Here is a 25,101-nt window from a genome sequence, read left to right as displayed (position 1 = left end):
CGTCTTGGGGGGTTGTCTTTACGCCCAACTGGGCGGTTGTGTTTTTTGCGTGCCCCTCCCCTTGTTTTGGGGGGGGGGGTGTTTTTTTTTTGGGGGCGCCGCCCCGGGCCCGGGGCCCGAATTCTCTCAGTCAGGGGAGGTAAACCTAATTCATCGGACCTTTTTCTCCGGGCTTGCCGGGCAGCTCCTCGGGGAACAACTCATATTTCGCCTGCTTGTCGGCCGCGACAAAGACCCGTTCGCGGATGATCGAATCCTCGGCCCAGTTGAACATGAAGATCGGCGTACCCTGCGGTATGTTCGAGAAACGCTTGTTGACGATCAGCGCGCCAGGATATTCCGTCAGACCGACATTGTAGACGTGTTCCGTCGAGATCTTCTGAAACTGTTTCATCAGGCTGGCGCGTTGGTCATTGTCCTGCGTCGAGACGAACTTGTTGACGATGTCGACGAGGTCCTTTTCGAAGGGCATCAGATCGACCTCGCCGTTCTCCGGCGCGCGATGGTCCCAGCTGGTGCGTGGACCAACCGGGACAAGCTGCACGGTGTTCTGCACCACCGACGTCAGTTCCTGTTCGTTGCGTCGGACCAGCCAATCGAAGCGGCCGGAATATTGGGAAGCGTCGCGCTGGGTGCCGTTGAGGCCGTTGAGCACGATCCGCAGCCCAAGCTTTTCCATCTGGGCGACGACGCCTTCGGCAAGGCTCTTGTCTGTCGTGTAGTCGTTGTTGACCAGCATCACGATCTCGACATTCTTGCCGCCGGCGGTGCCGGAAGGGAAGTTCACGAAATCGTCGCCATCCGTATCCTTGAGGCCGGCCTTGGCGAGTTCGGCCTTGGCGCCCTCGAGGTCGAAGGGGTAGTAGACGGTCGAATCGCGGTCATAGAAGCTGGTGCCCGACGACAGGCCGCCCGGATAGATGGCGGTGAACGGCCCCTTGACCAGCGAGTCGCCGAGCGCCTTGCGGTCGAGCGCCATGGTGACGGCCTTACGGAAATCATCGTTGCGATTCAGCTCGCGGATCGCCTGGCCGCGCTCGTCCGGGTTGCCCCAGCCATTGGCGGAAAAATTCATGCGTAGATTGTAGCCGATGAGCCGGGGGCCGAAAGCGAGACGGGCCGGCGCGTTCGCCTCCGCCGCACGCTTCAGCGACGCGACGAAGTTTTCCGGCTGCTCCAGATTGGAGAAGTCGGCCGAGCCGGCGACCGCCTGGACGTCGCGATCGGCCCAGGTCGACAGCTTGTACTGCAGCTCGTTGAGGTAAGGCAGCTGGTTGCCCTTCTCGTCAACCTTCCAATAGTAGGGGTTGCGGCGCATGACGATGATGTCGTCAGGCCGGTATTCGACCGGCACCCAGGCGCCCATCACCGGCAGGTTCATATATTCCGGCGGGAAAGCGTTCTTGAACTGGTCGTAGGTGTTCTTCGAATATTTCGGATGCCGCGGCTTCAGGATATGCGCGGGCCCGGGACAGAAGGTGCCATAGGCCATCGCATAGAGATATTGTTTCGGGAACGCATCCTTGAAGGTCCACTCGACGGTATAGTCGTCGATCTTCTTCAGCGTCGTGCCGACGCCGAAGGTTTCCGGCGTCGCACCGTTCAGCGGCGAGACGTTCGGGTCAACGACCTCGTCGTCCCAGTAAAACATGACATCGTCGGCGTTGAAGGCAACGCCATCAGACCATTTTGCACCCTCGACCAGGTGCATCGTCAGCTTGTGGCCGTCCTTCGACCAGTCCCAGCTCCTGGCCAGGTTCGGCAGCGGCTCGGTGTCCTTCGCCTCGACCTGGAACAGGGGCGCGGTGCGCGTCAGGCATTCGGAAAGGCCGATATCGATGCCGCCCCACCCTTGCGTCTGGCCCGCACCGTAGTTCCAGCCTTCCGGCCGTCCGCCGATGACATGGCGCATCGTATCGCCATAGACGCCGATGCCATCCTGCATGTTGCCCGTCTTGAAGACCAGCGGCTCTTTCGGAAGCCTGTCTTTCACCGGCGGCAGCTTGCCGGCCTTGACGTATTTCTCGGTGACCCAATCGGGCTCGTGATATTCGGGGAGTGCCTTGAACTCCAGAATGGAGTCACGCGCCACATAGTTGATCTTGCCCTCGGCGGGGAACGGTGTCGGCGCCGGCGGAACCGTCGGTTCGCTAGCGTATGCGTTGAGTGCCGAGACCGAGACGCTCAGCGCCAGTCCGGCAGCAAGGCCGATATTGCGTAAATTCCTCACTGTCTCTCTCCCTCTTGTTTATTCGGAGCAGTTTTACCTGCTCCGCTTCTCCTCGAACTCAAACGGTTCATGGCAGTGGATCCGCCTCCCTTGGATCCACCATCACCGCATGTGGTTTCAGCCGGCTTGCGCCAGCGCGGCTTTTTCGGCGCGCAATTCCTCGATCGAGCGAACGCTGCGCCGTGCGGCGCCCGCCCACTCGCGGGTCTTCACCGCCGAAGTCGACAGCCGCTCCCTGGCGGCCGGGACCGCATGGGCGTATTGCGGCAGCCAGGCCGCCTGGGCGACGACCATTTCGTCGACCATTTGCCAGACCTCCTCCGGCGTCGAAACCGCGCCGACCAGCGGGTCGTGCAGCACGGCGAGCTTCAACAGATCGATGTCGCCTGCTATCGCCGCATGCACCGACATGCGCTGGACATTGATCGAGGCGATACAGGTGGCGGCGCAGGCTTCCGGCAACGTGATGCCAGCGGCCATGTTGATGCCGAAACGGTCGACGAAACCGGGCGACTCGACGATGGCATCCTGCGGCAGGTTGGTGATCACGCCATTATTTTTGACGTTGAAGTGGCCGCGATAGACGCGGTTGGTCTCCAGCGCCTCCAGTATGTGGCTGGCATGCTCGTTGGAGCGCTTCTCCTGGTCGATCGGCTTCGACGCCGCTTCGAGGAACCGCGGATATTCCGTTTCGAACCAGTTGCGGGTTTCCGTCGAATAGCGGAGATAACCGCCTGTCTCGCCGTGGATCCAGTCGGACATGTCAATCCAGCGCGTGATCTCGTCGGGACGTTTGCGGTACCAGGGCAGATATTCGGAAAGATGGCCGTTGCTTTCGGTCGAATAGACGCCGAAGCGCTTCAGGACGTCGATGCGCAGCTTCTCCTGCCGCGAATAGACCGGATGCGCCTCGAAGGCGGCCACCAGTTCGTGCTTGCCGATGGGACGGCCGTTCAGGCGCAGGTCGATGAACCAGGTCTGGTGGTTGATGCCGGAACAGACATAGTCGAGCTCCTGCGTGGACTTCGCGCCCAGGACCTCGGCGATCTGCTCGGCGCCGTGCTGAACGCCGTGGCAGAGCCCGACGGTGTCGACCTTGCCGTATTCGATCGCCGCCCAGGTGTTCATCGCCATCGGGTTGGCGTAGTTCAGGAATTTGACGTTCGTCTCGGCGACCTCGCGGATGTCCTTGCAGAAATCCAGGATCACCGGGATGTTGCGCTGGCCATAGAGAATGCCGCCGGCGCAGATCGTGTCGCCGACGCACTGGTCGATGCCGTATTTCAGGGGAATGCGGATATCGTCGGCGTAGGCTTCGAGGCCTCCGACCCGCACGCAGTTGATGACGTAGCGTGCGCCATCGAGCGCCTCGCGGCGGTCGGTGGTCGCCGTCACCTTGGTCGGCAATTTGTTTGCCTCGACGATCCTGTCCAGGATCGCCTTGATCATCTGAAGATTGTGCTCGCTGACGTCGGTCAGCGCGAATTCGATGTCCTTGAATTCGGGCACGCACAGGATGTCTGTGAACAATTTCTTGGTGAAGCCGACGCTGCCCGCACCGATGATAGCGATTTTGAAACTCATCAGCCGCACCTCATTCCATTCGAATTGCAGGCAAGGAATGACAATGGGAAGTTGTAGCCACATGCCGTGACATGTATGCGCGACAAGCCGGAATCCGGCTCACCAACCTCCCTGTCCGCTCCTCGACCGCGGATCTCTCTCGCTTTTCGACGGGGATTATGCGCTTATTCGCGAGCGCGACCAGAGAAGGATTATGCTTTCGAGGGTAATTTTGTGCTGCACGATTTGATAGCCAACGGACAATCCATGCGCACGATCTCGCTGCCGCGCGGTCGCCAGCGCCTGCATGCCATGCCGACGAGCACGGGCTATGAGGTGCGCGAGGACGAGATCTACGATTGGGACGGCCGCAAGCGCGGCCAGACACCGTTCACCGTGCTCCAGCACACGATCAGCGGAGCTGGCCGGCTGCGCTATGAGAACCGCAACTACCGGCTGCAGAAGAACGACACATTGCTGGTGCTGGTGCCGCACAACCACCGCTACTGGCTGGCTGAGGACGAGCGCTGGGAGTATTTCTGGATTTCGATGAACGGCGAGGAAGCGCTGCGCATCCACAAGTCGATCCTTAGCGTCTCTGGTCCTGTATTTCGGCTGCAGCCGGCGACGATCGATCATCTTGCCGATTGCAGCCTGCGCCTGATCAAAGGGGCTGCTTCGCCGGGTGCTGCTTCGGCGATAGCCTACGAGGCTGCGATGGCACTCTATGACGATGTCTTCGGCTCCCACGCCTTTGCCGAAAAACAGAGCGTCATGCAGCCCGTCATCGATCACATCAATGCCAATCTCGACAGGCCGCTGCCGGTGGCGGATCTGGTCCAGATCAGCGGCCTCAGCCGGGCCCATTTCTCACGCTGTTTCGCCGAGAGCGAAGGCCTGCCGCCCGCCGAGTTCGTGCTGCAGCAGCGCCTGCAACGGGCGGCGAAGCTGCTGACAAAGGCGGACTTCCTGCCGGTGAAGGAAGTCGCCATCCTGTGCGGCTTCGAGGACGCGAACTATTTTTCGAAGGTTTTCCGTCGCTGCTACGGCATTACGCCAAGCCAATTCCGCACCACCGGCATGTACGCGAGCATGAGAACCCCGGCCAGGCGCGGCGTCAGGGCCTCCGATGACGGGACCTGACACCGCCGCCGTTAGACAGGCAGCAAACTAGGCAGCGCGCAGACCGCCGCCATCCAGCCACTCGAGATCGGCCCGCGAAAGCGTGATGTCGAGGGCGCGCAGGCTGTCGTCCAACTCGTCCAGCGTGCGCGGCCCGATCAGCGGAATGGATGGGAAAGGCTGAGCGAGCACATAGGCGAGCGCAACATGGATCGGGCTCTTGCCAAGTCTCTCGGCGAGTTCGATCGCGCGGTCGCGGCGGCCGAAATTCCGCTCCGAGTACCACACCCGCACCAGTTCCTCGTTGTCTTGCTTGTCGCGCCCGGCGCGATCGGTGAAGAAGCCGCGCCCTTGGCTCGACCAGGCGAAATTCGGCATCTGCCTAGATGTCAGCCAGGCCTTCCACGCATCCGTGGAGGACGTGACGCAGCCAGCCCAGATCGGCTCCAACATTTCGGCCAGCGAGAAATTGTTGGACAGCGCGCCCGGCTTCTGCTTGCCGGTGCGCTCGGCATAGGCAATGGCCTCATCCATGCGTTCCATCGTCCAGTTCGAGCCGCCGAACGGGCCGCGGATGCGACCTGCCTTCACCTCGCGATCCATCGCATCGACGAATTCGCCGACCGGCACATCCGGATTGTCGCGGTGCATGAAGTAGACATCGACATGATCGGTCTGCAGCCGGTCGAGCGACTGGTCGAGCTGCTTGCCGATCACATCGGGATAGCAGAGCGGTGAATGCGCGCCCTTTGCGATGACCACCGATTGCGCGCGCACGCCGCGGTTTTTCAACCACTCGCCAAGCAGCTTCTCCGTATAGCCGGCGCCGTAGACATAGCCCGTATCGAACAGATTGCCGCCAGCCTCGAAAAACGCGTCGAGCAGGATCGAGCCCGAGGAAAACGTGCGGAAATCCTCGAAGCCGAGCGCCACCACCGATGCCGGCTTCGACAGGCCGGGGATCGTGCGCTTGGCGATCGCCGTTCCGCCGGACCGCAAAGGCCGGCCGGAGATGGTGTTGATACGTTGTTGGGCCTTCTCGATCCCGTATTCGAGGCCGGCCGCCGCCCGCCATCTGTCCAGCACACGCAACGTGCCGAGGCTTTCCGCCCATGCCATGCCCGGCCAGGCGAATTCCTGCCGTCCGGCGCGGATGGCCTCACCGGCTGCGTCGACCTCGAAGGAATAGACATGGCGCTTCTCGTTGACGCTGATGGTCTCGCGCGTGCCATCGGATGCAATGACGTCGATCTGGCCAAGGCCGACGTCGCGGTTGCCGCCGGCGAACCAGAAGTCCGGCACTTCGATGCGGCCTTTGGTGCCGAGGATGCGCAGAACATTGTCCTGGTTGAGCGAGATGCTGCAGGAGACTTCGGCGACAATGCCACCCGAGAAATGCAGCAGCGCCGAGGCCCATTCGTCGACGCCGGACTGGCCAAGATGGGCGGTGCCGACCACTTTATCCGGCTCGGCGAAGGGCTTTCCGGCTGCGGCGCCGGCAATCAGCCGCACCATCGAGACGGGATAGCCGCCGACGTCAAGAATGCCGCCGCCGGCGAGATCGTTGGCATAGAGCCGGTGCTCCGGCATGAAGCGCGGCATGGCGAAACCGAAGCTCGACTTGATCATCCTGACGTCGCCGATGACGCCCGATCTGATCAGTTCCACCAGCTTCAGCGTCTGCGGATGCAGCCGGTACATGAAGGCCTCGCCGAGAAACGTGCCGGCCTTGCGCGCGGCATGCATCATGGCGTCGGCCTCGAAGGCGGTCAGCGCCAGCGGCTTTTCGCACAGCACATGCTTTCCGGCCTCGGCCGCCTTGATCGCCCATTGCGCATGGCCGGGATGCGGGATGGAAATGTAGACCGCGTCGACGTCGGGATCGGCGAGCAGTGCGTCGTAGCCGTCGAGGATGCGGGCGCCGGGGAAACTCTCGGCAAGGCCAGGCTTGGCGGGATTGCGGGCACCGATGGCGACCAGCTTTCCGGTGCGCGAATCGGCCACGCCACCGGCAAAGGACTGGGCGATGCTGCCCGGCCCGAGGATGCCCCAGCGAATGGGCGTGGTTGCGGTCATTGTCATTCTCCTTGAAGGCTGGAAAGGGCGGCCGGTCAGCGCAGCCGCAGTCCTTTTTCATCGAACAGGTAGGATTTGCGGATGGAAACGGTGATCTCGGGCGTATCGGGGACCTTTGCCGCGTCGCGCTGGATCACCACGTCTTCACCATTGGCCGTTCTGGTGTAGAGAAAGCTCGTGCCGCCGAGATGCTCAATCACGTCGATGCCGACGACGAGGTCGGCGCCACCTTCTCCCGCACTGCCGAAATGTTCGGGCCGCACGCCGACGATGACCTTGCTCCCCACTTCGGGCGTAGCGCCTGTCAGCGGCTGGATGAAACGGGTCTTCTCCTGACCCGCCAGTTCGACGATCACGCCACGCGCATCGTGCCCGACAATATGGGCCTTGATGAAGTTCATCTTCGGCGAGCCGACAAAGCCCGCCACGAACTGGTTGTCGGGATTGTCGTAGAGATCGAGCGGCCGGCCGATCTGCTCGATATGGCCGGCGCGCATCACGACGATCCTGTCGGCGAGCGTCATCGCCTCGGTCTGGTCGTGCGTGACATAGATCATGGTGGCGCCGAGTTCCTTGTGCAGCCGAGAGATCTCGACCCGCATCTGGACGCGCAGTTCGGCGTCGAGATTGGAGAGCGGCTCATCGAACAGGAAGACCTGCGGCTCGCGCACGATGGCGCGACCTATGGCGACGCGCTGGCGCTGGCCGCCGGAAAGTTTCTTCGGCCGCCTGTCCATCAATTCGCTGATGCGCAGGATCTCGGCCGCCCGCTTCACCCGCCGGTCGGTGTCGGCCTTCGGGTTGCCGGTCATGCGCAGCCCGAAAGAGAGGTTCTGTTCGACGCTCATATGCGGATAGAGCGCATAGGACTGGAACACCATGGCGATGCCGCGGTCGGCCGGCTCGACATCGTTCACCACCTTGCCGCCGATGGCGATCTCGCCGCCGCTGATGTCCTCGAGCCCGGCGATCATCCTGAGCAGCGTGGACTTGCCGCAGCCGGAGGGGCCGACGAAGACGACGAATTCGCCGTCCTTGATGTCGATGCTGGCGCCATGGACGACCTCGAAGACGCCGAAGCGCTTGACGACATTGTTGAGCGTGACCGTTGCCATTCTGCCCCTTATTTGACCGCGCCGGCGGCGATGCCGGCGATGAAATGGCGCTGCAGCAGCACGAAGACGACGAGCATCGGCACCGTCAGCATGACCGCGCCCGCCATGATGCCGCCCCACGACACCTTGGTGAGGCCGATCAGCGTGCCGAGCGCCACCGGCGCCGTCATCGAACCGGGCTGGCTGTTGATCAAAAGCGGCCACAGATAATTGTTCCAGGAGGCGAGGAACAAGATGATGGCGAGCGCCGCCAGCATCGGCCGTGCCAGGGGCAGCGCGACGAAAAGGAAGATGCGCCATTCCTTCACGCCTTCGACGCGCGCCGCGTCGAAGAGGTCGTCCGGCATCATCGAAAAACTCTGCCGCATGAACAGCACGCCGAGCGAATTGAACAGCGGCGGCACGATCAGCGCCACCCAGGTGTTGGCAAGCTTGAAGTCGCGCGCCACCATGATGAATTGCGGGATCAGCACCACCGCATAGGGAAGCGTGATGGTGCCGAGGATGATGGCGACGACCGCGCCCTTGCCGAAGAACTGGTAGCGGGCCAGCGCCCAGCCGGCCATCGACGTCAGCAGCACCGACAGGGATGTGTAGGTCACCGCCACCGACACCGAAATGCCGATGGCGCCGACGAAGTTGGTGTCGCGCTGCAGATTGTTGAAATTGTCGATGAAATTGCCGTGCGGCAAAAGCTCGATGCCGGGGCTGAAGATGCCGTTGTCCGGCATGGTCGAGAAGACAACCATCATCCACAGCGGAAACAGCCAGATCAGTGCCAGCGGCGTCAGGAACAGATGCAGCGCGATGCTGCGTCCCAGCCTGGCGGAGGAACGCGAACTCATTTCGGTTCCCTCGTCAGCCACAGCTGCGCCAGCGTGATGGCGATCGCCAGGCCGGCCATGGTGTAGGCAACGGCCGATGCGTAGCCGAAATTGAGCGACCGGAAACCCTGGCGATAGAGCAGCAGGCCAAGCGTCTCCGTGCCGCCGCCCGGTCCGCCGCGCTCGGTGATCAGGAACGGCTCAGTGAACAGCTGCATGGTGCCGATGATCGACAGCACGAGGCAGAACACGATGACCGGCTTGAGTAGCGGCAGAGTGATGTAGAAGAACTGCTTGAGCTTGCTGACGCGGTCGAGCGTCGCCGCCTCGTAAACATCTTCGGGAATGGACTGCATGCCGGCGAGCAGGATGATGGCGTTGTAACCGGCCCAGCGCCAGGTCACCGCGATCATGATCAGCGCCATCGCCGGGGTGACGTTGGAAAACCAGTCGATCTTGGGCAAGCCGACGCTGTTCAGGAGCTTGTTGATGATGCCGAAATCGAGGTTGAACATCAGCCGGAACACCGCCGAATAGGCGACCTCGCCGACCACCACCGGGGCGAAGAAGGCAAAGCGGTAAAGGCCGCGCGCCTTCAGGAGCGGCGAGTTCAACAGCACCGCCATGACGAGCGCCAGCGAAATCATCACCGGCACCTGGATGACCAGGATGAGCAGCGTGTTCTTCAGCGCGTTGAAGAACGCCGGATCGCCGATCAATCGCCCCCAGTTGAAGCCTGGCGCGAACCGCCACGGCACGGTGCGCGTCGCCTGGAAGGAGATCATGAAGGAGCTGATGATCGGCCACACCCAGAAGACCGCAAAGATCAGCAGATAGGGCGCGAGGAAGCGATACGCCGTTGCATTCTGGTAGCGCATTTGTTGCCTCCTTTCCGCGTTCAAGGGTGGCGCGCCCTGCTGAAGCGCGGGGCGCGTTCGGCAATGGTCGCGGGCAGCGTCATGCCGCCCCGCGACCATCACGTCCAGATCAAGATTTGACGGGCAATCCGGTCGCCGCGGCGATCTGGCTTGCGGCGTCGTCGAGCGCTGCCTTGGCGTCGGGGTAGCCTCCGGCCAGATATTTGGTCTGCACGGCACGGACGATGATTTCGGCGTCGCTCTGGAACGGGGTGCCGCGGCTCGGAACGACCTTGGGCAAGGTGCCGAGAATGTCCTTCCACACGGCCTGGCCACCCCAGTAGGGCAGGCCTTCCGAGACATAGGGGTCGTTGAGCGCCGACACCAGCGAAGGCACCAGGCCAAACTCCTTGAGCATGGTGATTTGGCCTTCGTTCGTCTCCAGCGTGTATTTCAGATAGGCGTAGGCGGCTTCCTTGTTTTTCGACGCCGAAGTGATGGCCAACGACGACCCGCCGAGATTGGCGGCGCGCGGCCCGTCGGCGGTGAGGCTCGGCATCAGATAGACGCCCCATTTGCCGTTTTCACCGGCCGATTCGGTGCGAATGGTGCCCTCGTACCAGCCGCCATAAATCTGGGTGGCGACGGTGCCGGCCGTGTTGTTGGTGATCTTGGTGCCCCAGTCGGCCGACGAGATGATGCCGGCGTCCTTCATCTCCTTGATCTTGGTCATGGCATCGACGCATTTGGGCTGGTTGACCGTGATCGACTGCCCGTCGGCGGAGAAATAGGCGCAGCCCTGTTCGTTGGAGATCATGCGGAAGAATTCGCTATCGCCGTTGAAATCGGCGTTGGTCATGGTGACGCCCGGATTGGCGGCCTGGATCTTCTTGCCGGCGGCGATGAAATCATCCCAGGTCTTGATCGACGCCGGATCGACCCCGGCCTTTTCGTAGAAGTCGCGGCGATAGAAGGCGGCGACCGGGCCTGAATCCCACGGCATCGCATAGGCCTTCTCGCCGACTTCGAGTTCGGTGCGCTTGAAGTCGGGGAATTTCGCCTGATCCTCGGCTGTGTAGCCCAGCGTATGCAGGTCGACGAAGCAGTCGGGGAACTGGCTCCAGTAATTTTCGGCCTCGCCATTCTCGATCGAGACGATGTCGGGCAAGCCTACGCCTCCGGCGGCACAGCCGGCGATCGACTTGTCGTAGGTCGGCTGGTTGCCGAGATCCTGGACCGTGACCTTGACGTCGGGAAATTGCTTGTTGAAGCCGGCAATCGTCGCCTTCAGCGATGAAGCCGCGACATTCCAGCTCCAGATGGTGATTTCGCCGGACTGCGCATAGGCCGGGGCAGAGCCCAGGGCAAGCACGAGCGCGGCGCAGGTCATTGTGATGCGCATAGAAATCCTCCCATTCCATTTGCTCTCTCACTGTGAGCACGGCTAGACTATGCAGTGGGCAGGGCCTGTCGCCGTCAAAGGGAATATGAAATTGGCGGAAAGTAAGATGCCGGAACGGCCGTTTTATCAGCCTGGCGCCAGCAGCGTGGAAGGCCTGCCGCTGGCCTTGCAGATGTTTCACAACCATCCGCTGGTGATGCTCAAGCCGCATTGGCACGCCCAGGTCGAGGTCAATTTCATCGTGCGCGGCAGCGTGCATTACCGCATGAACGAACATGAGATCGCACTGTCGGCGGGCGACATGTGCCTGTTCTGGGGCGGCCTGCCGCACCAGATGGACGATCTCTCGGACGACGCTATCTATGCCGGCGCGCATCTGCCGCTGGTGCATTTCTTTCGCTTGCATTTGCCGACGGATGTCCGCCATCGGCTGATGACGGGCGCCACGCTGGTGACGGGCGCGACCGATCCGGCGGACCACCACAATTTCGAGCGCTGGAACCGCTACTTCCGCTCGGGCGATCCGGCCATGATCGAGCATGCCGTGAACGAGTTGCTGCTGCGGCTGGAGCGGGTGCGGTTCGAGCCTTATCGGCTGGTGCCCGGAACCGCGCCCGGGCAGGAAACGGGCAGCCCCTTCGACCAGCAATCGTCGCGCAATGTCGGGCGCATGTGCGATTTCATCGCCGAGAACTTCCTCTACGAGATCGATTGCGTGAATATCGCCGCCGCCGCCGACATCCATCCCAAATACGCCATGAACCTGTTCAAGAAGTCGACCGGCATGACGCTCAATGAATATGTCAACCTTTTGCGGCTGAGCTATGCGCAAGCGCTTTTGATGCATCAGGACGCCAATGTGCTGCGCGTCGCCATGGACTCTGGCTTCGGCTCGCTCAGCGCCTTCAACAAGTCGTTTCGCAAGCTGGCCGGCATGTCGCCGTCGGATTTTCGCAGAGGCGTGACGGGCGCCAGATAGGCAACGACGACCTGTGGCGCACCTGGTGCCGCGAAAGCATTGGCGCCACGATCGCCGGCTAAAAGACGTGTCATGGCATTTCAGCCCGCAATAGCGACGCGGACAAGGGTGACGAAGGCCGGATCGTGCGATGCTGTGCGCCATTCCGGCCATGGAAGCGGCACGGAAACCGGGGCCCTGCATGGCATCGCTTTTCCTGTCTGAAATCGCCATCTAGGCGCTGGACAGGCCGAATTCCCGTGCTATAACCCACGCGCTTTCAAGGGGCGCTCCTGGCGCCTTGATGAGATCCGGTCAACGAGTTGTCGTTCGCCGGAACAGGCCCAGATAGCTCAGTTGGTAGAGCAGCGGACTGAAAATCCGCGTGTCGGTGGTTCGAATCCGCCTCTGGGCACCATCCCCTCTTCTCCCGACACTCCGTTTAGCCGAACCGTCTACGCTGCAGCTTCTGCAAGCGACTGGAATTATTGATCTTTTGCTGTCGCATTGCGCAATTAGGCGTGACAGAGAGCGCTTCGGGCGCATTTGATCCAACGAGGCGGGGGGATGGTATTTCCGTTGGTATTCGACATCCTGATGGTATCGAAACAGCCAAGGGAGACCTGACGAATGGCCCTATCCGACGTGAAATGTCGAAACGCCCGCCCTGCTTCCAAACTCGCGAAATTGTCTGACGGGGGCGGGCTGCAGCTATGGGTACAGCCCACGGGCTCTCGCCTCTGGCGGCTCGCCTACCGCTTTGACGGCAAGCAGAAACTGCTCGCGCTGGGCAGCTATCCCCTTATCTCTCTCGCCGAGGCACGGGAGGCGCGCGATGATGCTAAAAGGCTCCTGCTAGCTGGCGTCGACCCTGGAAAGGAACGCAGCTTGCGGAAGGCCGATTCGGCAAAGGACTCCTTTCGCTCAATCGCGGACGAATATGTTGACAAGCTGAAGAAGGAGGGACGTGCCGACCGGACGATCAGCAAGGTCAAATGGCTGCTCGACTTTGCCTATCCGATAATCGGCGACAAGTGCATTCGGGAGATCGAGCCGGCCAGCATCCTTACCGCCCTCCGTCGCGTGGAGGTTCGCGGTCGATATGAGTCGGCCAGGCGACTGCGCTCCACCATCGGCAGCGTGTTTCGATACGCGATCGCGACCGCACGCGCCGAGACAGATCCGACCTTCGCCCTCAGAGGCGCACTCATCAGTCCGAAGGTAACGTCTCGCGCCGCGATTACCGATCCGAAGGCCTTGGGCGGTTTGCTGAGGGCGATCCATGCATTTGACGGACAGCCTACAACGCGAGCCGGTCTGAAGCTGATAGCGCTGCTGTTTCCCCGCCCAGGCGAGCTTCGCGCCGCTGAATGGGAAGAGTTCGATTTTGAAAGCTCGGTGTGGACGATCCCTGAAGCACGCATGAAAATGCGACGGCCGCACCGCATACCCCTATCAAAGCAAGCGATCAGCGTCCTGACTTCACTGAGAGAAATCTCTGGTGGTGGATCGCTGCTGTTTCCTAGTGTTCGATCGGCTTCGCGTCCGATTTCCGACAACACGCTTAACGCCGCGCTGCGTCGTATGGGTTACGGCAAGGAAGAAGCAACCGCGCATGGTTTTCGAGCAACGGCATCAACTCTGCTGAACGAATGCGGCAAGTGGCATCCGGACGCCATAGAGCGGCAGCTGGCCCACATTGAGAACAACGACGTTCGGCGCGCCTACGCCCGGGCAGAGCACTGGGACGAGCGCGTCAAGATGATGCAATGGTGGGCCGACTATCTGGATGAACTCAAGAGCAAAAACCCGCGGGTGATCTCAATCGAGGGACGCCGCAAGCCAACGCGACCATCCACTTTGAACCCAACAGCGGCCGTTCACCAAACGCCGATGCAAATCTCTAACCGCCGGAAATCATACTGACCGTCGAAAAACGCCGAAACTCGCGCCAAATCGTCGGCCCGGAGGATCAACTTTCTCTCCGGGGAATCAATAAGGTTGGTGAATGATGACGGTTGGCCGAGAGCGGACTGGACTGGCCGCTCTTGGGCAACGTTCGGCGGGAAGCTGCCGTTCTGCAGCCCACCCCATTCCCGTCATTCAAGATGCCGGATGGCCGGTTCCGAAACCGGCCATCTACCCGGCCCGGGGCCGCGCTACTAGAGCGAGAATCCCTTGGGCAGTGTGCGGTCCGTCCGTTTCGCCGGCATTAGTCCGTGGATCCGCTATCCCCGCCCGACTTTCACCTCCACAACCTCCAGGGGCTCCGCGGCGGCTTCCTCTCCATAGATCCGGGACAAGCCCTTGATGCGCGTCGCGATCGCGTCGACGAGGCGACCAACGATCTCATGGATGATCCCCTCTTGGCGAAGCTCTTGGGCGCACTCCGATGCCATATCGGGCATCACCGCGAGCTGATGGCGGATCCTCCGCACCGTGTACTCGGCGCCGACCTTTGCTGAGGACGCACAGCGCCCCCAGTGGCGCGGCATGATCTCGTCGATCGGGTAGACTCTGTCGATCTTCATCGCCAGTTTAAGGTCGCGCATCTCAGCTTGGATCTCTCCCTCGCCGAGGTGCGGCAGAATGGAGGAGATGTCGTAGAGCGGAGCTAGGCGGGCCTCGCCCTGGGCACCGAGCAGCATCGAGTAGTTCTTTGCATGCGCGTCCGTGCCGGCGATGATCCAGTTGAAGACGTTCGCGGCCATGAAGGTCTGACGGTCTCGGACGGGGTCGAGGGAGGCCGACAGCACCTTTTTGGAGATCGTCGTGATACCTGGCCCACCCTGGTTCTCGTACTTTAGCGTCGGCATCACCGACAGGGCCTGGCACATGTCCTCCTGATGGATGCGGATGGTCTTGCCGTCGATGTTGCGGCGGTCGTAGCGCTCGAGAACGATCGCCTTTTCGCCTGCAAAGTCGAGAACCTGGCTGTGTGCAGCGTCCATGCCGAGCTTGCATGCAAGCTTCAGGCAGAAATGCTCGTTCTCAGTATGCCCGTGCAAGTGCGGCAAAGGCGGCTTTAAGATGTGTGTCGTGGGCGTATCGCCTAGAGGGATACCCCAGCGATTGCTGCCCGTGTCGAAATGGAACGCCGTCTTTGCCTGCGCACCAGCGAGACTGAACTGACCAGGATCGCCGATTCGCCGGGTCGCTGCACCATCCTTGCGCAGGTCGCGCAGGCGGTCGCCGATCTGCGCCTCGGTGAGCAACTCCACGTTCTCGCTGCGGGAAATCTGGCCGCCACGAGGAAGGAACTGGACGGCGCCGGCGCAGTCGCGGCCGACATTCTTGAGCAGGGCAAACGGGTTTCGGGCGGAGACCTGGAACCTCTGCGCCCATCTGGCGAGGGTCTGCTCATTATCCGGCAGTAGGCCCCAGAGGAATGCCTCGACGACCTTGCCCTCGTAGGTCCTGGTGATCGTCGGCATGGACAGGGAGAGCGGGATCGCCACCCGGCCTTCCATCCATGCCTCGTGATAGGAGAACGAAAGCTTGCCGCCCTGCAAGTGGTGGAGCCCCCCAACCGGTCTGCCAGCGATATAGACGTCGAGGGTGTCGATCGGGTTCATCATGATCATCGTCATCTAGAGCTTGTAGGGAATCTCGTCGTCGTCATCGTCGACATGCCGTTCATCGGCATTATGATGATGATCAGCCGACGTCGGCGCCGGCGGGATCTGAAAGTCCATCTCCACACCAAGCGTGGTCAGCGCCAGCAGGACGTTGCCGATCTCGGCGCTGGGCTTGCCGTTCTCGATCCACGACACCCACGTCTGCGTCGTGTTGATCATTTTGGCCAAGGCAGCCTGTGACAGGCCGCGCCGGGTGCGGGCCTCCTTGATCAGGATTCCAATGTCGCGAGCTGTTCTGATCTTCATGGCCTATACGATTTCTGTATGAGCTAGCCTGATATAGGCTCGTATATGACGGGTGTCAATATACGTCACTATATCAATTTAAGGCTATATAGGTTCACATATCGACAACCTTCATATACTAACGTATATAAATCATTGCGCCACGCAACAATGTGCGATCGACCTTTCGCCACGGTACCATCGAGAATGACCGCTGGTCGAGAACTCAACAACTTGTCGGGGCCGGGAGCGGTCCGGTCCGCTATTCAATTACTGTTGGCGAGAAGTTGTCATTCAGCATCCGGTCTGGCGGCATCGTGACAAGATCGATTTTTTGTCCGAAGAGAACGAGGCCGGCCGCAAGAAAAAGCCACGGCTTTTATGCACTTATTGTCTAGCAGGCTTAGTTGTTCCCCTGAAACTTGAATCTCCCTCAGACTCAGTGTCTTCTCAGGGTAACCGCTGGGAATTAGACATGCCTTCAGGCTCGTTTCAACACCGCGTGTGGCAACGGATTGTCGCGTGCTTTCCGACGCCGGCGCACCTCGATGTACAGGAGCGCAATCATCGCTTCCTTGAAGAGGCGCTCGAACTCGCTCAGGCGAATTCCTGCACAAAGGAGGAGGCACTCGAACTGGTGGAGTACGGACCGGCGGCAACGCGGTCAGCATCAAGAACCTAGCGTGCTCCAAAACGACACCAAGCGCTAACCGTTGTCCAGTGTGGAAGATGATTGCCTTCGTGGTTTCTCCGACGCGCCGGCGCCCGGCAGACCTTCCTTTCTGGCCTTGGCAAACGCCCGGTCGCCTTCCAGGAACCCGACCAGCATAAAGGGGATCAGTTCCGCCACCGTTTCGGACTCGCCATAGGTCTCACGGTAAAGTGCGGCATAGTCGTTGAGTGCTTGGCTCAAGTCGGCGCCAACGGTGATGGTGATCTTCGAAGGTGTCCGGTCCGGAAGTTTTCCGAGTTTCAGGTTAGCCATGAAGTCCTCCTGTTCACCCCGTGTATGGCCGCAACACGAGGTCCTTGTGCACGATGACGCGCAACGGCCAACCAGGGCGCACGGTGATCGTGGGTTGGACGTTCAGGTTCTTTTCAGTGATCCGTTGGCCCGCTTGACTGACGTTCTGCTGGGTGGATTCACGAATTGCCTTGACCAAGTCGCTTTCATTTTCCCCAAAGCTCAACTCGGTACCAACCCCCAGCAATGTGGCCACCGCGACGCCCTTGATCAACTGCCAAGTATGGAAATCCACCTTGTCCTCAAGCCCGGCATAGCCGGCCGCGTCGGTCACGGGCAGATTGTCGATTTCGGTAGAGGAGCCGTTCGGCATAACGATGCGTTGCCACACCAACAGAGCGCGCCTTTGCCCAAAGGCTACAACGCTGTCGTAGGTGCCGATCAGCCGTGAGCCCTGCGGGATGAGCAGGATGCTGCCGGTGACGCTGTCGTGCACATTCTCGGTGATCTGGGCGACGACAAGGCCGGGCAGATCGGAATTGATGCCGGTGATCAGGCTTGCAGCGATCACGCTACCGGCCATGATCTGATAGGGCGAAGCCGGCGTCTGCAGTGCATGCGGGTTGTAGATCCCGCCGGTGTTCCGTTGATCGATGAAATCGAGCTTGCGCTGTTGATTGTTCTGGTCGCCCTCGGCCGGCGCGACGGAAGCTCGCTGGCCTTCGGCATCTGGCTGCGGAGACGCCGTCTCGAAAGGGGAACGTCCGCCCTGCCCATTGCCAAAAGCTTCCGCCTGCTGGGGCCGGTTTTCGATGCGGAAGAGGACTTGCGACTCGCGCGCCTCAATCGCTTGTTGTGCAAGCCGCTGCGCCTCGGCGGAAACGTCTTGCCCAGGTGCGATGCCAAGCTGGCGCTGGTGCTCGAGAATAGGACGGCCGAGATCCCCGGGCAGCGGCGGTCCAAGCACCGGAGCCTTCGGCTTGCTCCCGGAATAGTCCTTGGGCAGCGATTCAAGTCCCTCGGCGGTCGGCTTGCGGTCCGTGCTGTAGAGCTCTTCGGCCTGCTGTTTCAGGCGCAATGCGGGTCCCCGCAGCGCCATCATCGTGACGCCAAAAACAGCGCCGGAACCAACAGCAGCGATCGCGACGATTATGCCGCGCCTGAACCGCACCGCTCGGCGGGGCGAGGCTCGCAGCTGCAGCTGTTCGGGATTGAGCTTCGGCGGAGCATTCGGATGGGAAGTATCGGTCATGAGCCTCCCCTCACCTGCCAAAACGCGAAAACAGCGAAACCCGCCGCGGCGGTTTCCGACCGTCGGTTCTCGTAATGCGCACCACCTGCTGCTGTTTGGTGCCCAGCCTTAGCTCGGCCGCAGCAAAGAGGCGATCGACGATGTAGTAGTTGCCGCGCATGCGATAGTTGACGAGCTGGTTGTCCCCGTCGGCTCCGACGATGAAGAGCGGCGGCGCCTCACCTTGGTCTATACGGCGCGGGAATTCGATATAGACCCTGCTGCCATCATCAAAGGCGCGCGTCGGTCTCCATGGTGGCGTGTCGCCGGCGATCGAATAGCGGAAGCGGATGTTTTCGAGTGCTACGTTCGAGGCCGCGGGCATTTCAGCCTCGGCCTGAGCGTTGCGCCGCCGAAGCGCCACGAGTTGGTCTTCGCTGTAAATCCAGGAGAGCGCCGCCATGGCAGTTTTCTCAGTGCTTTGAAGCTGCAGGTGATAGGATCGCCTGTCCGTCGTGATGACCAGATTGGTGGCAAGCCCCGGCGCGAATGGCTTCACCAGCACATGAGTGCGCTGGTCATCGCCTGAGCCACTAACGGTGTCACCGATCACCCAACGGACCGTATCGCCGGCTGAGACCGAGGTCAGCTTCTCGCCCCGCTGCAATGAGATATCGGTGACGCGCTCCGGCGCGGCGTAGAGCTGGTAGAGCGCGCCGTCGGCAAAGGGGTAAACCTGCACCGCATTGACATAGCCAAACTTGGTGGGTTGTTGCGTCGCCGCCTTGTTGGCATCGGCGACCTGTTCTTCCGGCGAGCGCTTATCTGGGGCGGGCTTGCCGGGTGCGGGCATCAACTGACCAGGCAACGGTAACGGTTTCGGCACTTCCACGACCTTGACCGGCTTCTCCGGCGCCTTCTCGATCGCGGCTGGTTTGAAGTCCTCGTGGTCATAGGAAATCTGAGGCGGCGGCACTGGCTTCGAGGCACAGGCCGAAAGAACCGCAGCAGACGCCGACAGGATCAAGGCAGCACGAAGCAATGGGGCTCTATTTGTCATTGGCGGGCTCCTTAGGGGAAACGGGGGTTGGCGCGGCGCTGTCGAGCTCGCGCGACCAGTCGATGGCGTTGATGAAGACGCCGAGCGGGTTCTTGCGCAGCTGCTCGGTTGTCCTAGGCGGGCGGATGAGGATGGTGAGGATCCCGATCCAGCGCGTCGTGCTGGCGAGGCTGCCGCGCTCGAACACCTGCTCGGTCCATTTGACCTGGAACGAGCTGTCGGAAGCCCTGACCACGCTGGTCACCTGCACTGACACGCTGCGCGTGCCGATTTGGCCGAAAGGGTCGTTCGCCTTGGCATATTCGTTGAGGAAGAGCGCCGCTCGGTCGGTGGCAAAGTCGTAGGCCGACAGCCAATTCTGCCGCACCAGAACCGCATCGGTGGAAACCGAACGGACATTCTGGATGAAGCGGCTGAGATGCCAGGCGATCTGGGCATCGTCGGGCTGGTAGTTTTGGACTGCCGGCGCGACCGCGTGCGCCTCGCCAAAGCGGTTGACCTCGACGACATAAGGCACGACGCGGCCCTGCATCGACTGCCACAGAAGCCCACCGGAAAGCCCCGTCGTCAGAGCCAGGCAGCCAAAGGCCATGAAGCGCCAGTTCTTGGCCTGGACGCGCGCCGTGCCGATGCGCTCATCCCAGAGTTGGCTGGCCTTCTGGTAGGGTGTTACGGGTTCGGGCGTCTTTCCATAACGCTGAACGGGTCGCTTGAAGAGCATCTAGTCTTCCTTGTCATTGAGGGAGGGATTGGCGCCGCTTCCGCCCCGATCTCCATCGCGCACCGCCTGCGTGGCAGCATTGCGATGGGCGCGTGCGGTCTGTTCGGAACGCAGACGCCTTGCCCAGACCGGCGCGGGGTCAGAGGCTGCAGCGGGCGAGGTTCCTGTCTTTGACGCGGTCGGCATGCCGCCGGTCGCGGTCCAGCCGGCATCGCGACCGGCGTCGGCACTACGGCGGAATGGTTCTGCTGCGGATCGCATTCCCCGCATCGCGGCGCCGCTAGCGGCACTCGCAACCCCATGCAGCCCAGCAGCTACCCCGGACAGCCCGGACTCGGGCGATGTCGCGCGCCCCGTTTGCCAAGCGACGGTGGCAGCGGACCCCATGGCGGCGCCGGCACGGACTGCGGCGAGGCCGCCGCCTGTTGCCATGCGCGCGCCGGCAAACGCAGCGCCTCCGGCAACGAGCGTTGATCCAGCTGCGGCCGCCGTTGTTCCAAGTGCCGCGCCAGCGCCAAGCTGCGGCGCGCCGGAAACAAGACCCGAGGCAATCCCGGGGCCGAAAATGCCGAGCCCAAGCAGCGCCAGCGCACCCAGCACCTGAGACATGGCCGCCGCCAGGTCCGGCTCCTGGCCCTGCAGGGCGGAAGCGAACTCGCCAAAGAGCGTGGAGCCGATGCCGACGATGACGGCAAGCACCATCACCTTGATGCCCGACGAAATCACATTGCCGAGCACGCGCTCGGCCAGAAACGCCGAGCGGTTCCAGAGCGCGAAGGGCACCAGGACGAAGCCGGCCAGCGTGGTGAGCTTGAACTCGAGGATGGTGATGAAGAGCTGGATGGAAAGAATGAAGAAGGCGATGAGGACCAGGAACCAGGCCAGAAGCAGCACGAAGATGGTGAGCGCGTTACCGAAGATCTCGGGGAAGCCTACTAGCTGGCTCGCTTGATTGAGGAGCGGCCAGGCGCCCTCGAAGCCGGCCGCGGCAATGCGGCCTGGCCGCAGGAGACTGTCGGCGGACAGGTTGCCGGCCGATGCGTTGATGCCGAGACCGGCAAAGGAGCGGTAAATTATGTCGGCGAGGTTCTTGAAATTGTTCAGGACGAAGGCGAAGGCGCCGACATAGAGCACTTTGCGAACAAGCCGGCCGAGAATGTTGGGCTCGCCGCCGAACGCCCAGACCAAGCCCGCGAGCGTGATGTCAATGCCGATCAGAATGGTGGTGAGAAAGGCGACGTCGCCCGAAAGCAGACCGAACCCACTGTCAATGTAGCGGGTAAAGGTCTCCATGAAGCGATCGATGACTCCGAGGTCGTTCATGTCGCCGCCTTCCTCGTTGTCTTGAAGAACTGCCGCTCAGTTGCCGGGATAAGCCGTGCCGGTGCCCAGGAAACGCTTCGTCGTCTCGCGAGCGGCTTCCTCAGACTGCGCCTTGCGCGCCGCATCCTCGGCCTCGGCCCGGAACTGGGTCGCAAGCAGCGTCTGGATCTGCATCTGCTGCTTGGTCGAAAGCGCGATCAGCTGATTGGTAGCCTGGCTTGCCTCGAGGGCACCTGCCGCGCCCTGGCTGCGATTGACGAGATCGGTAAGCAGGTCGCCATCGGCCTGCACGTTCTCGACGATCTGCGATTGCGCGCTCATGGTCTGGCGGAACGCCTGCATGGCGCTCTGCCAGCGCTCGCGCGCGGCGCCCGCCACATCGCTGACCTTGATGGTGGCGTCGTAGCTTTCCGGATATTGCTGGCGCCACTGGTCCTGCAGCTTGTCGAGATCGAAGCTCAGGCCGCTCGCCTGGGTCATCAGACCGTCAATCCGTTGGAGCGAGCCGGTAAGCTGGCCCACGGAAGAGAAATCCAGGCGCTGAAGGTTGCGCGCCATGTTCTGCAGCATGGTCGCCTGGTTCTGAAGCGACTGGATTTGGTTGTTGATCTGCTCCAATGCGCGTGCTGCCGACAGCACATTCTGCGTATAGTTGGACGGGTCAAACACGATGAGCGCATAGGCCGGCTGGACGTAGTCAGCCATCGGTTTGGCAATCAGGGAAACGGTGACCAGGCTAGTAAAAAGGCGGCGTCCGATCATGACGATTGCTCCTTGTTAGGTTGAGGAAATTGCTGGAGAAGCTCGGCAGCCCAATCCAGGCCGCGCGCACTGAAGAAACGGGCGGCAAAGCTGCCCTGCCCCTCTTCGGAAAGAATATTGTCGATCAGGGTCTGCGCGGCCGGGTCGGAGGCGCCGCAAAGCGCAAGAGCGATCGGGCCTAGCCCGAGCTCGAAGAGGCGATTGCCGCGGCGCGACTGCAGATAGTAGTGGCGCTTCGGCGTGGCGCGGGCGACCAATTCGATCTGTCGCTCATTAAGACCGAAGCGCTCATAGGCTGCCCGTGCCTGCGGCTCCACCGCACGATCATTGGGGAGAAAAATGCGCTGCGGGCAGCTCTCGATGATTGCGGGTGCGATAGAAGAGCCGGCGATGTCGGCAAGCGACTGCGTCGCGAAGATGACGGAGACGTTTTTCTTACGCAGCACCTTAAGCCATTCGCGGATGCGGGCGGCAAAGAGCGGGTTGTCGAGATAGACCCAGGCCTCGTCGAGCATGAGCAGCGTCGGCCGCCCGTCAAACCGGTCCTCAAGACGATGGAACAGATAGGTGAGCACAGGCAGCACAGCGCCTTGGCTGTGCATCAGCTCCTGGGTCTCGAAACACTGCACATCCGAGATGGCCAGCCGGTCGTCATCGGCATCGAGCAGGCGGCCGAATGGTCCGTCGAGCGTGTAGGGCATCAATGCCGATTTGAGCGCATTGGACTGAAGCAGGACCGACAGGCCAGTCAGCGTGCGTTCCTGCGCCGGCGCGGTGGCGAGGCTGGTGAGCGCCGACCAGATTGCCTCCTTCACCTCCGGGGTGACTGTGACATTCTCGTGGGCAATGAGGCCGGCGATCCATTCGGCAGCCCAGCTCTGTGTGGCCGGGTCGTCGATGTGGCGCAGCGGCTGGAAACCAAGCGCACCATTCGCACCCAACGCATGGTGGTCGCCGCCCATGGCAAGCGCGGCGGCGCGGGCCGAATTGCCTTTGTCGAAGACATAGATTTGCGCGCCAGCGTAGCGCCGGAACTGCAAAGCGATCAGGGCAAGCAGAACCGACTTGCCGGCACCGGTCGGCCCGACAACCAGCATGTGGCCGACATCGCCGATATGGGTCGAAAGCCGAAACGGCGTCGAGCCGCTGGTTTCGGCGAAAAGAAGCGGCGGAGCGTAATCGCCGGTGACCTCGGCAAGGTGCTCGTTCTCCGCTGGACCTGCCCACACGGACGACAGCGGCACGAGATGGGCAAGGTTAAGCGTGTGAACGAGCGGCTGGCGAACGTTGGCGTAGACATGACCCGGCAATGAACCAAGCCACGCTTCGACGGCATTGATGCTTTCGCGAATGGTGGTGAAGCCGAGCCCGTTGACGATCCGCTCGACGGCGCGAAGCTTTTCCGCGGCGGCTTTACGGTTCTGATCCCACACCGTCACCGTTGTGGTGAGATAGCCGAAGCCGACATGATCGCCGCCCAATGCCTGCAGTGCTGCATCGGCATCGAGCGCCTTGTTGTCGGCGTCACTGTCGACGAGAGGCACCGGTTCGTTGGTCACCACCTCGCGCAGAATAGCCGCGATCGATTTGCGCTTGGCAAACCACTGCCGGCGGAGCCGAGTCAGCGTCTTCGTGGCTTCCGCCTTGTCGAGTGGAATGAAGCGCGTCACCCAGCGATAGGCGAAATCCTGGTTATTGAGCGCATCAAGGATTCCTGGCCGGGTGACGTTCGGAAAGCCGAGAACTGTGAGCGTGCGCAGATGCTGCTCGCCCAGCATCGGCTCTAGGCCGCCGGTCAGCGGCGCGTCAACCAGGACGCCGTCGAGATACATTGGCGTTTCCGGCACGGCAACCGGATGACGGCGTGTCGAGATCGTGCCGTGCAGGTACGTCAGGCTCTCGGCATCGTCGAGCGCGCGCACCTCGGGCACGAAGCCCGAAAGAAGATCGAGAACGCGGTCAGTCTCGTCTCGGAACCGGGCAAGCTCCTGGCGCCAGTCTCTTTCCCCTCCCAAGTCATGCGAGTCGACGAGAGCACTTTCCGCGCGCGCTTGGCCATCGGGCCCAGGCATGAAGACCAAGGTCAGATGATAGATGCTCTCGAAATGCGCGACCTTGCCCTCGAAGGCCGCGCGCCGTTCCTCATCGATCAGCCATGAGGCAGCATCGGGAAGGGCCGAGCTCGCATAGCCCAGCGCTTCGATGCGCTCGGCCTCGAAGAATAATGCCCAGCCAGAGCCGAGCCTTCTCAGCGCATTGTTTGCCCGCGCGCATATGCCGATGAGTTCGGCCTCCGTCGCGCTTTCAAGGTCGGGGCCACGAAACCGCAATGTCCGTTGGAAGCTGCCATCCTTGTTGAGCACGATGCCGGGCGCGACGAGTGCTGCCCAGGGCAGATGGTCGGCAAGCCGGTCGGCTTTGCCGCGGTATTCGGAAAGCTTCAGCATGCAAGCCAGCCCTTTTGACGAAGATGACGGACAAGCACGCTGGCAAAATCCGGATCACGCCGTGCGGCAAAGACCGCGAGCGTGTGGCCGGCGATCCAGAGGATCACACCCGCAATCCACTGCTGCAGGCCTAGGCCGATGGCCGCGGCCACCGTGCCATTGAGGATCGCCACCGCCCGCGGCGCGCCGCCGAGCAGGATCGGCTCGGTGAGCGCCCGATGGACCAGAACCTCGAAGCCTTCGATATGCTGCTCTCCGGTGCTCATCAGACGACTGCCCCGCCGCCAAAGGAGAAGAAGGAAAGAAAGAAGCTCGAGGCCGCGAAGGCGATCGACAGGCCGAAGACGATCTGGATCAGCCGGCGGAAACCGCCCGCCGTGTCGCCGAAGGCAAGGGTCAGACCGGTGGTGATGATGATGATCACCGCGAGGATCTTGGCGACCGGCCCCTGCACCGATTCCAGAATCTGCTGCAGCGGCTGTTCCCACGGCATGCCGGAGCCGGCAGCGTGGGCCTGGGCCGTGAGAAGAAGCGCGACGGCGGCGAACGAAAGAAAGCGAAGCTTCTTGCGCATGAGGTGACC

Annotated in this window: 21 protein-coding genes and 1 tRNA gene; 4 read left to right on the top strand and 18 right to left on the bottom strand. The window is 61.9% G+C overall.

What is annotated here, in order from left to right; genetic code table 11:
• Positions 1-145 precede the first annotated feature (145 nt).
• Both NKH02_RS17025 and NKH02_RS17020 read right to left on the bottom strand, forming a co-directional pair.
• The gene (locus tag NKH02_RS17025; RefSeq protein WP_352880185.1) at positions 146-2,230 is read right to left on the bottom strand and encodes an ABC transporter substrate-binding protein; all 2,085 of its coding nucleotides are present in this window, start codon (positions 2,228-2,230) and stop codon (positions 146-148) included.
• A 117-nt stretch (positions 2,231-2,347) separates the two neighbouring features.
• Complete coding sequence (locus NKH02_RS17020) at positions 2,348-3,814, bottom strand: alpha-glucosidase/alpha-galactosidase (protein ID WP_352871519.1); 1,467 nt, start codon at positions 3,812-3,814, stop codon at positions 2,348-2,350.
• A gap of 75 nt (positions 3,815-3,889) precedes the next feature.
• On the opposite strand from NKH02_RS17020, the gene NKH02_RS17015 reads away from it, so the two are divergent.
• Positions 3,890-4,936, top strand: a complete 1,047-nt coding sequence (locus NKH02_RS17015) for an AraC family transcriptional regulator (protein ID WP_352871521.1) — start codon at positions 3,890-3,892, stop codon at positions 4,934-4,936.
• Between the two features lie 27 nt (positions 4,937-4,963).
• Here the strand turns inward: NKH02_RS17015 and NKH02_RS17010 are convergent, their stop codons facing one another.
• From NKH02_RS17010 to NKH02_RS16990, 5 genes are all read right to left on the bottom strand, one after another.
• Positions 4,964-6,991: an aldo/keto reductase gene (locus NKH02_RS17010; protein ID WP_352880183.1), complete on the bottom strand. Its 2,028-nt coding sequence runs from the start codon at positions 6,989-6,991 to the stop codon at positions 4,964-4,966.
• Positions 6,992-7,026: 35 nt separating this feature from the next.
• A complete protein-coding gene (locus NKH02_RS17005; protein WP_352871524.1) occupies positions 7,027-8,106 on the bottom strand; it encodes an ABC transporter ATP-binding protein in 1,080 nt (359 codons plus the stop codon).
• A gap of 8 nt (positions 8,107-8,114) precedes the next feature.
• Complete coding sequence (locus tag NKH02_RS17000) at positions 8,115-8,951, bottom strand: carbohydrate ABC transporter permease (protein ID WP_352871525.1); 837 nt, start codon at positions 8,949-8,951, stop codon at positions 8,115-8,117.
• Complete coding sequence (locus NKH02_RS16995; protein WP_352871527.1) at positions 8,948-9,808, bottom strand: carbohydrate ABC transporter permease; 861 nt, start codon at positions 9,806-9,808, stop codon at positions 8,948-8,950. Before NKH02_RS16995 ends, NKH02_RS17000 begins: the two co-directional genes overlap by 4 nt.
• A gap of 109 nt (positions 9,809-9,917) precedes the next feature.
• The gene (locus NKH02_RS16990; RefSeq protein ID WP_352871529.1) at positions 9,918-11,189 is read right to left on the bottom strand and encodes an ABC transporter substrate-binding protein; all 1,272 of its coding nucleotides are present in this window, start codon (positions 11,187-11,189) and stop codon (positions 9,918-9,920) included.
• Between the two features lie 106 nt (positions 11,190-11,295).
• On the opposite strand from NKH02_RS16990, the gene NKH02_RS16985 reads away from it, so the two are divergent.
• The 3 genes from NKH02_RS16985 to NKH02_RS16975 all read left to right on the top strand — a co-directional run bounded on the left by NKH02_RS16985 (position 11,296) and on the right by NKH02_RS16975 (position 14,073).
• Positions 11,296-12,168: a helix-turn-helix domain-containing protein gene (locus NKH02_RS16985; RefSeq protein WP_352871530.1), complete on the top strand. Its 873-nt coding sequence runs from the start codon at positions 11,296-11,298 to the stop codon at positions 12,166-12,168.
• A 321-nt stretch (positions 12,169-12,489) separates the two neighbouring features.
• Positions 12,490-12,565: transfer RNA gene (locus NKH02_RS16980), tRNA-Phe, on the top strand.
• Between the two features lie 212 nt (positions 12,566-12,777).
• Positions 12,778-14,073 carry a tyrosine-type recombinase/integrase gene (locus NKH02_RS16975; RefSeq protein WP_352734289.1) on the top strand — a complete coding sequence of 432 codons (1,296 nt, stop codon included), beginning with the start codon at positions 12,778-12,780 and terminating at the stop codon, positions 14,071-14,073.
• A 302-nt stretch (positions 14,074-14,375) separates the two neighbouring features.
• Here NKH02_RS16975 and NKH02_RS16970 read toward each other — a convergent pair whose 3' ends face one another.
• From NKH02_RS16970 to NKH02_RS16920, 11 genes are all read right to left on the bottom strand, one after another.
• Complete coding sequence (locus NKH02_RS16970; RefSeq protein ID WP_352880181.1) at positions 14,376-15,737, bottom strand: type II toxin-antitoxin system HipA family toxin; 1,362 nt, start codon at positions 15,735-15,737, stop codon at positions 14,376-14,378.
• The gene (locus NKH02_RS16965; protein WP_023735755.1) at positions 15,738-16,031 is read right to left on the bottom strand and encodes a helix-turn-helix domain-containing protein; all 294 of its coding nucleotides are present in this window, start codon (positions 16,029-16,031) and stop codon (positions 15,738-15,740) included.
• A gap of 685 nt (positions 16,032-16,716) precedes the next feature.
• Positions 16,717-16,995 carry a DUF2274 domain-containing protein gene (locus NKH02_RS16960; RefSeq protein WP_023689356.1) on the bottom strand — a complete coding sequence of 93 codons (279 nt, stop codon included), beginning with the start codon at positions 16,993-16,995 and terminating at the stop codon, positions 16,717-16,719.
• A gap of 13 nt (positions 16,996-17,008) precedes the next feature.
• The gene (locus NKH02_RS16955; RefSeq protein ID WP_023776470.1) at positions 17,009-18,226 is read right to left on the bottom strand and encodes a TraB/TrbI/VirB10 family type IV secretion system protein; all 1,218 of its coding nucleotides are present in this window, start codon (positions 18,224-18,226) and stop codon (positions 17,009-17,011) included.
• Positions 18,227-18,236: 10 nt separating this feature from the next.
• Entirely contained in the window at positions 18,237-19,265 is a 1,029-nt protein-coding gene (trbG, locus tag NKH02_RS16950; protein ID WP_023776469.1) for a P-type conjugative transfer protein TrbG, read from the bottom strand.
• Positions 19,255-19,986: a conjugal transfer protein TrbF gene (gene trbF / locus NKH02_RS16945; protein WP_023776468.1), complete on the bottom strand. Its 732-nt coding sequence runs from the start codon at positions 19,984-19,986 to the stop codon at positions 19,255-19,257. The genes trbG and trbF overlap by 11 nt, the downstream gene beginning before the upstream one ends.
• Positions 19,987-21,309, bottom strand: a complete 1,323-nt coding sequence (trbL, locus tag NKH02_RS16940) for a P-type conjugative transfer protein TrbL (protein ID WP_023776467.1) — start codon at positions 21,307-21,309, stop codon at positions 19,987-19,989.
• A gap of 36 nt (positions 21,310-21,345) precedes the next feature.
• Positions 21,346-22,071 carry a P-type conjugative transfer protein TrbJ gene (gene trbJ, locus NKH02_RS16935; protein ID WP_352596061.1) on the bottom strand — a complete coding sequence of 242 codons (726 nt, stop codon included), beginning with the start codon at positions 22,069-22,071 and terminating at the stop codon, positions 21,346-21,348.
• Positions 22,068-24,518 carry a conjugal transfer protein TrbE gene (trbE, locus tag NKH02_RS16930; RefSeq protein WP_023829585.1) on the bottom strand — a complete coding sequence of 817 codons (2,451 nt, stop codon included), beginning with the start codon at positions 24,516-24,518 and terminating at the stop codon, positions 22,068-22,070. The genes trbJ and trbE overlap by 4 nt, the downstream gene beginning before the upstream one ends.
• On the bottom strand, positions 24,512-24,784 hold the full coding sequence (locus NKH02_RS16925) for a VirB3 family type IV secretion system protein (RefSeq protein ID WP_023776464.1): 273 nt from the start codon (positions 24,782-24,784) through the stop codon (positions 24,512-24,514). Before NKH02_RS16925 ends, trbE begins: the two co-directional genes overlap by 7 nt.
• A complete protein-coding gene (locus NKH02_RS16920) occupies positions 24,784-25,092 on the bottom strand; it encodes a TrbC/VirB2 family type IV secretion system protein (protein WP_023669260.1) in 309 nt (102 codons plus the stop codon). The genes NKH02_RS16925 and NKH02_RS16920 overlap by 1 nt, the downstream gene beginning before the upstream one ends.
• Between the last annotated feature and the right edge of the window lie 9 nt (positions 25,093-25,101).

This window comes from Mesorhizobium sp. M1396 (assembly GCF_040317725.1).
Classification (GTDB): Bacteria; Pseudomonadota; Alphaproteobacteria; order Rhizobiales; family Rhizobiaceae; genus Mesorhizobium.
Note: the sequence above shows the minus strand (reverse complement) of the source record. Positions and strands in the feature narration are given on the sequence as shown.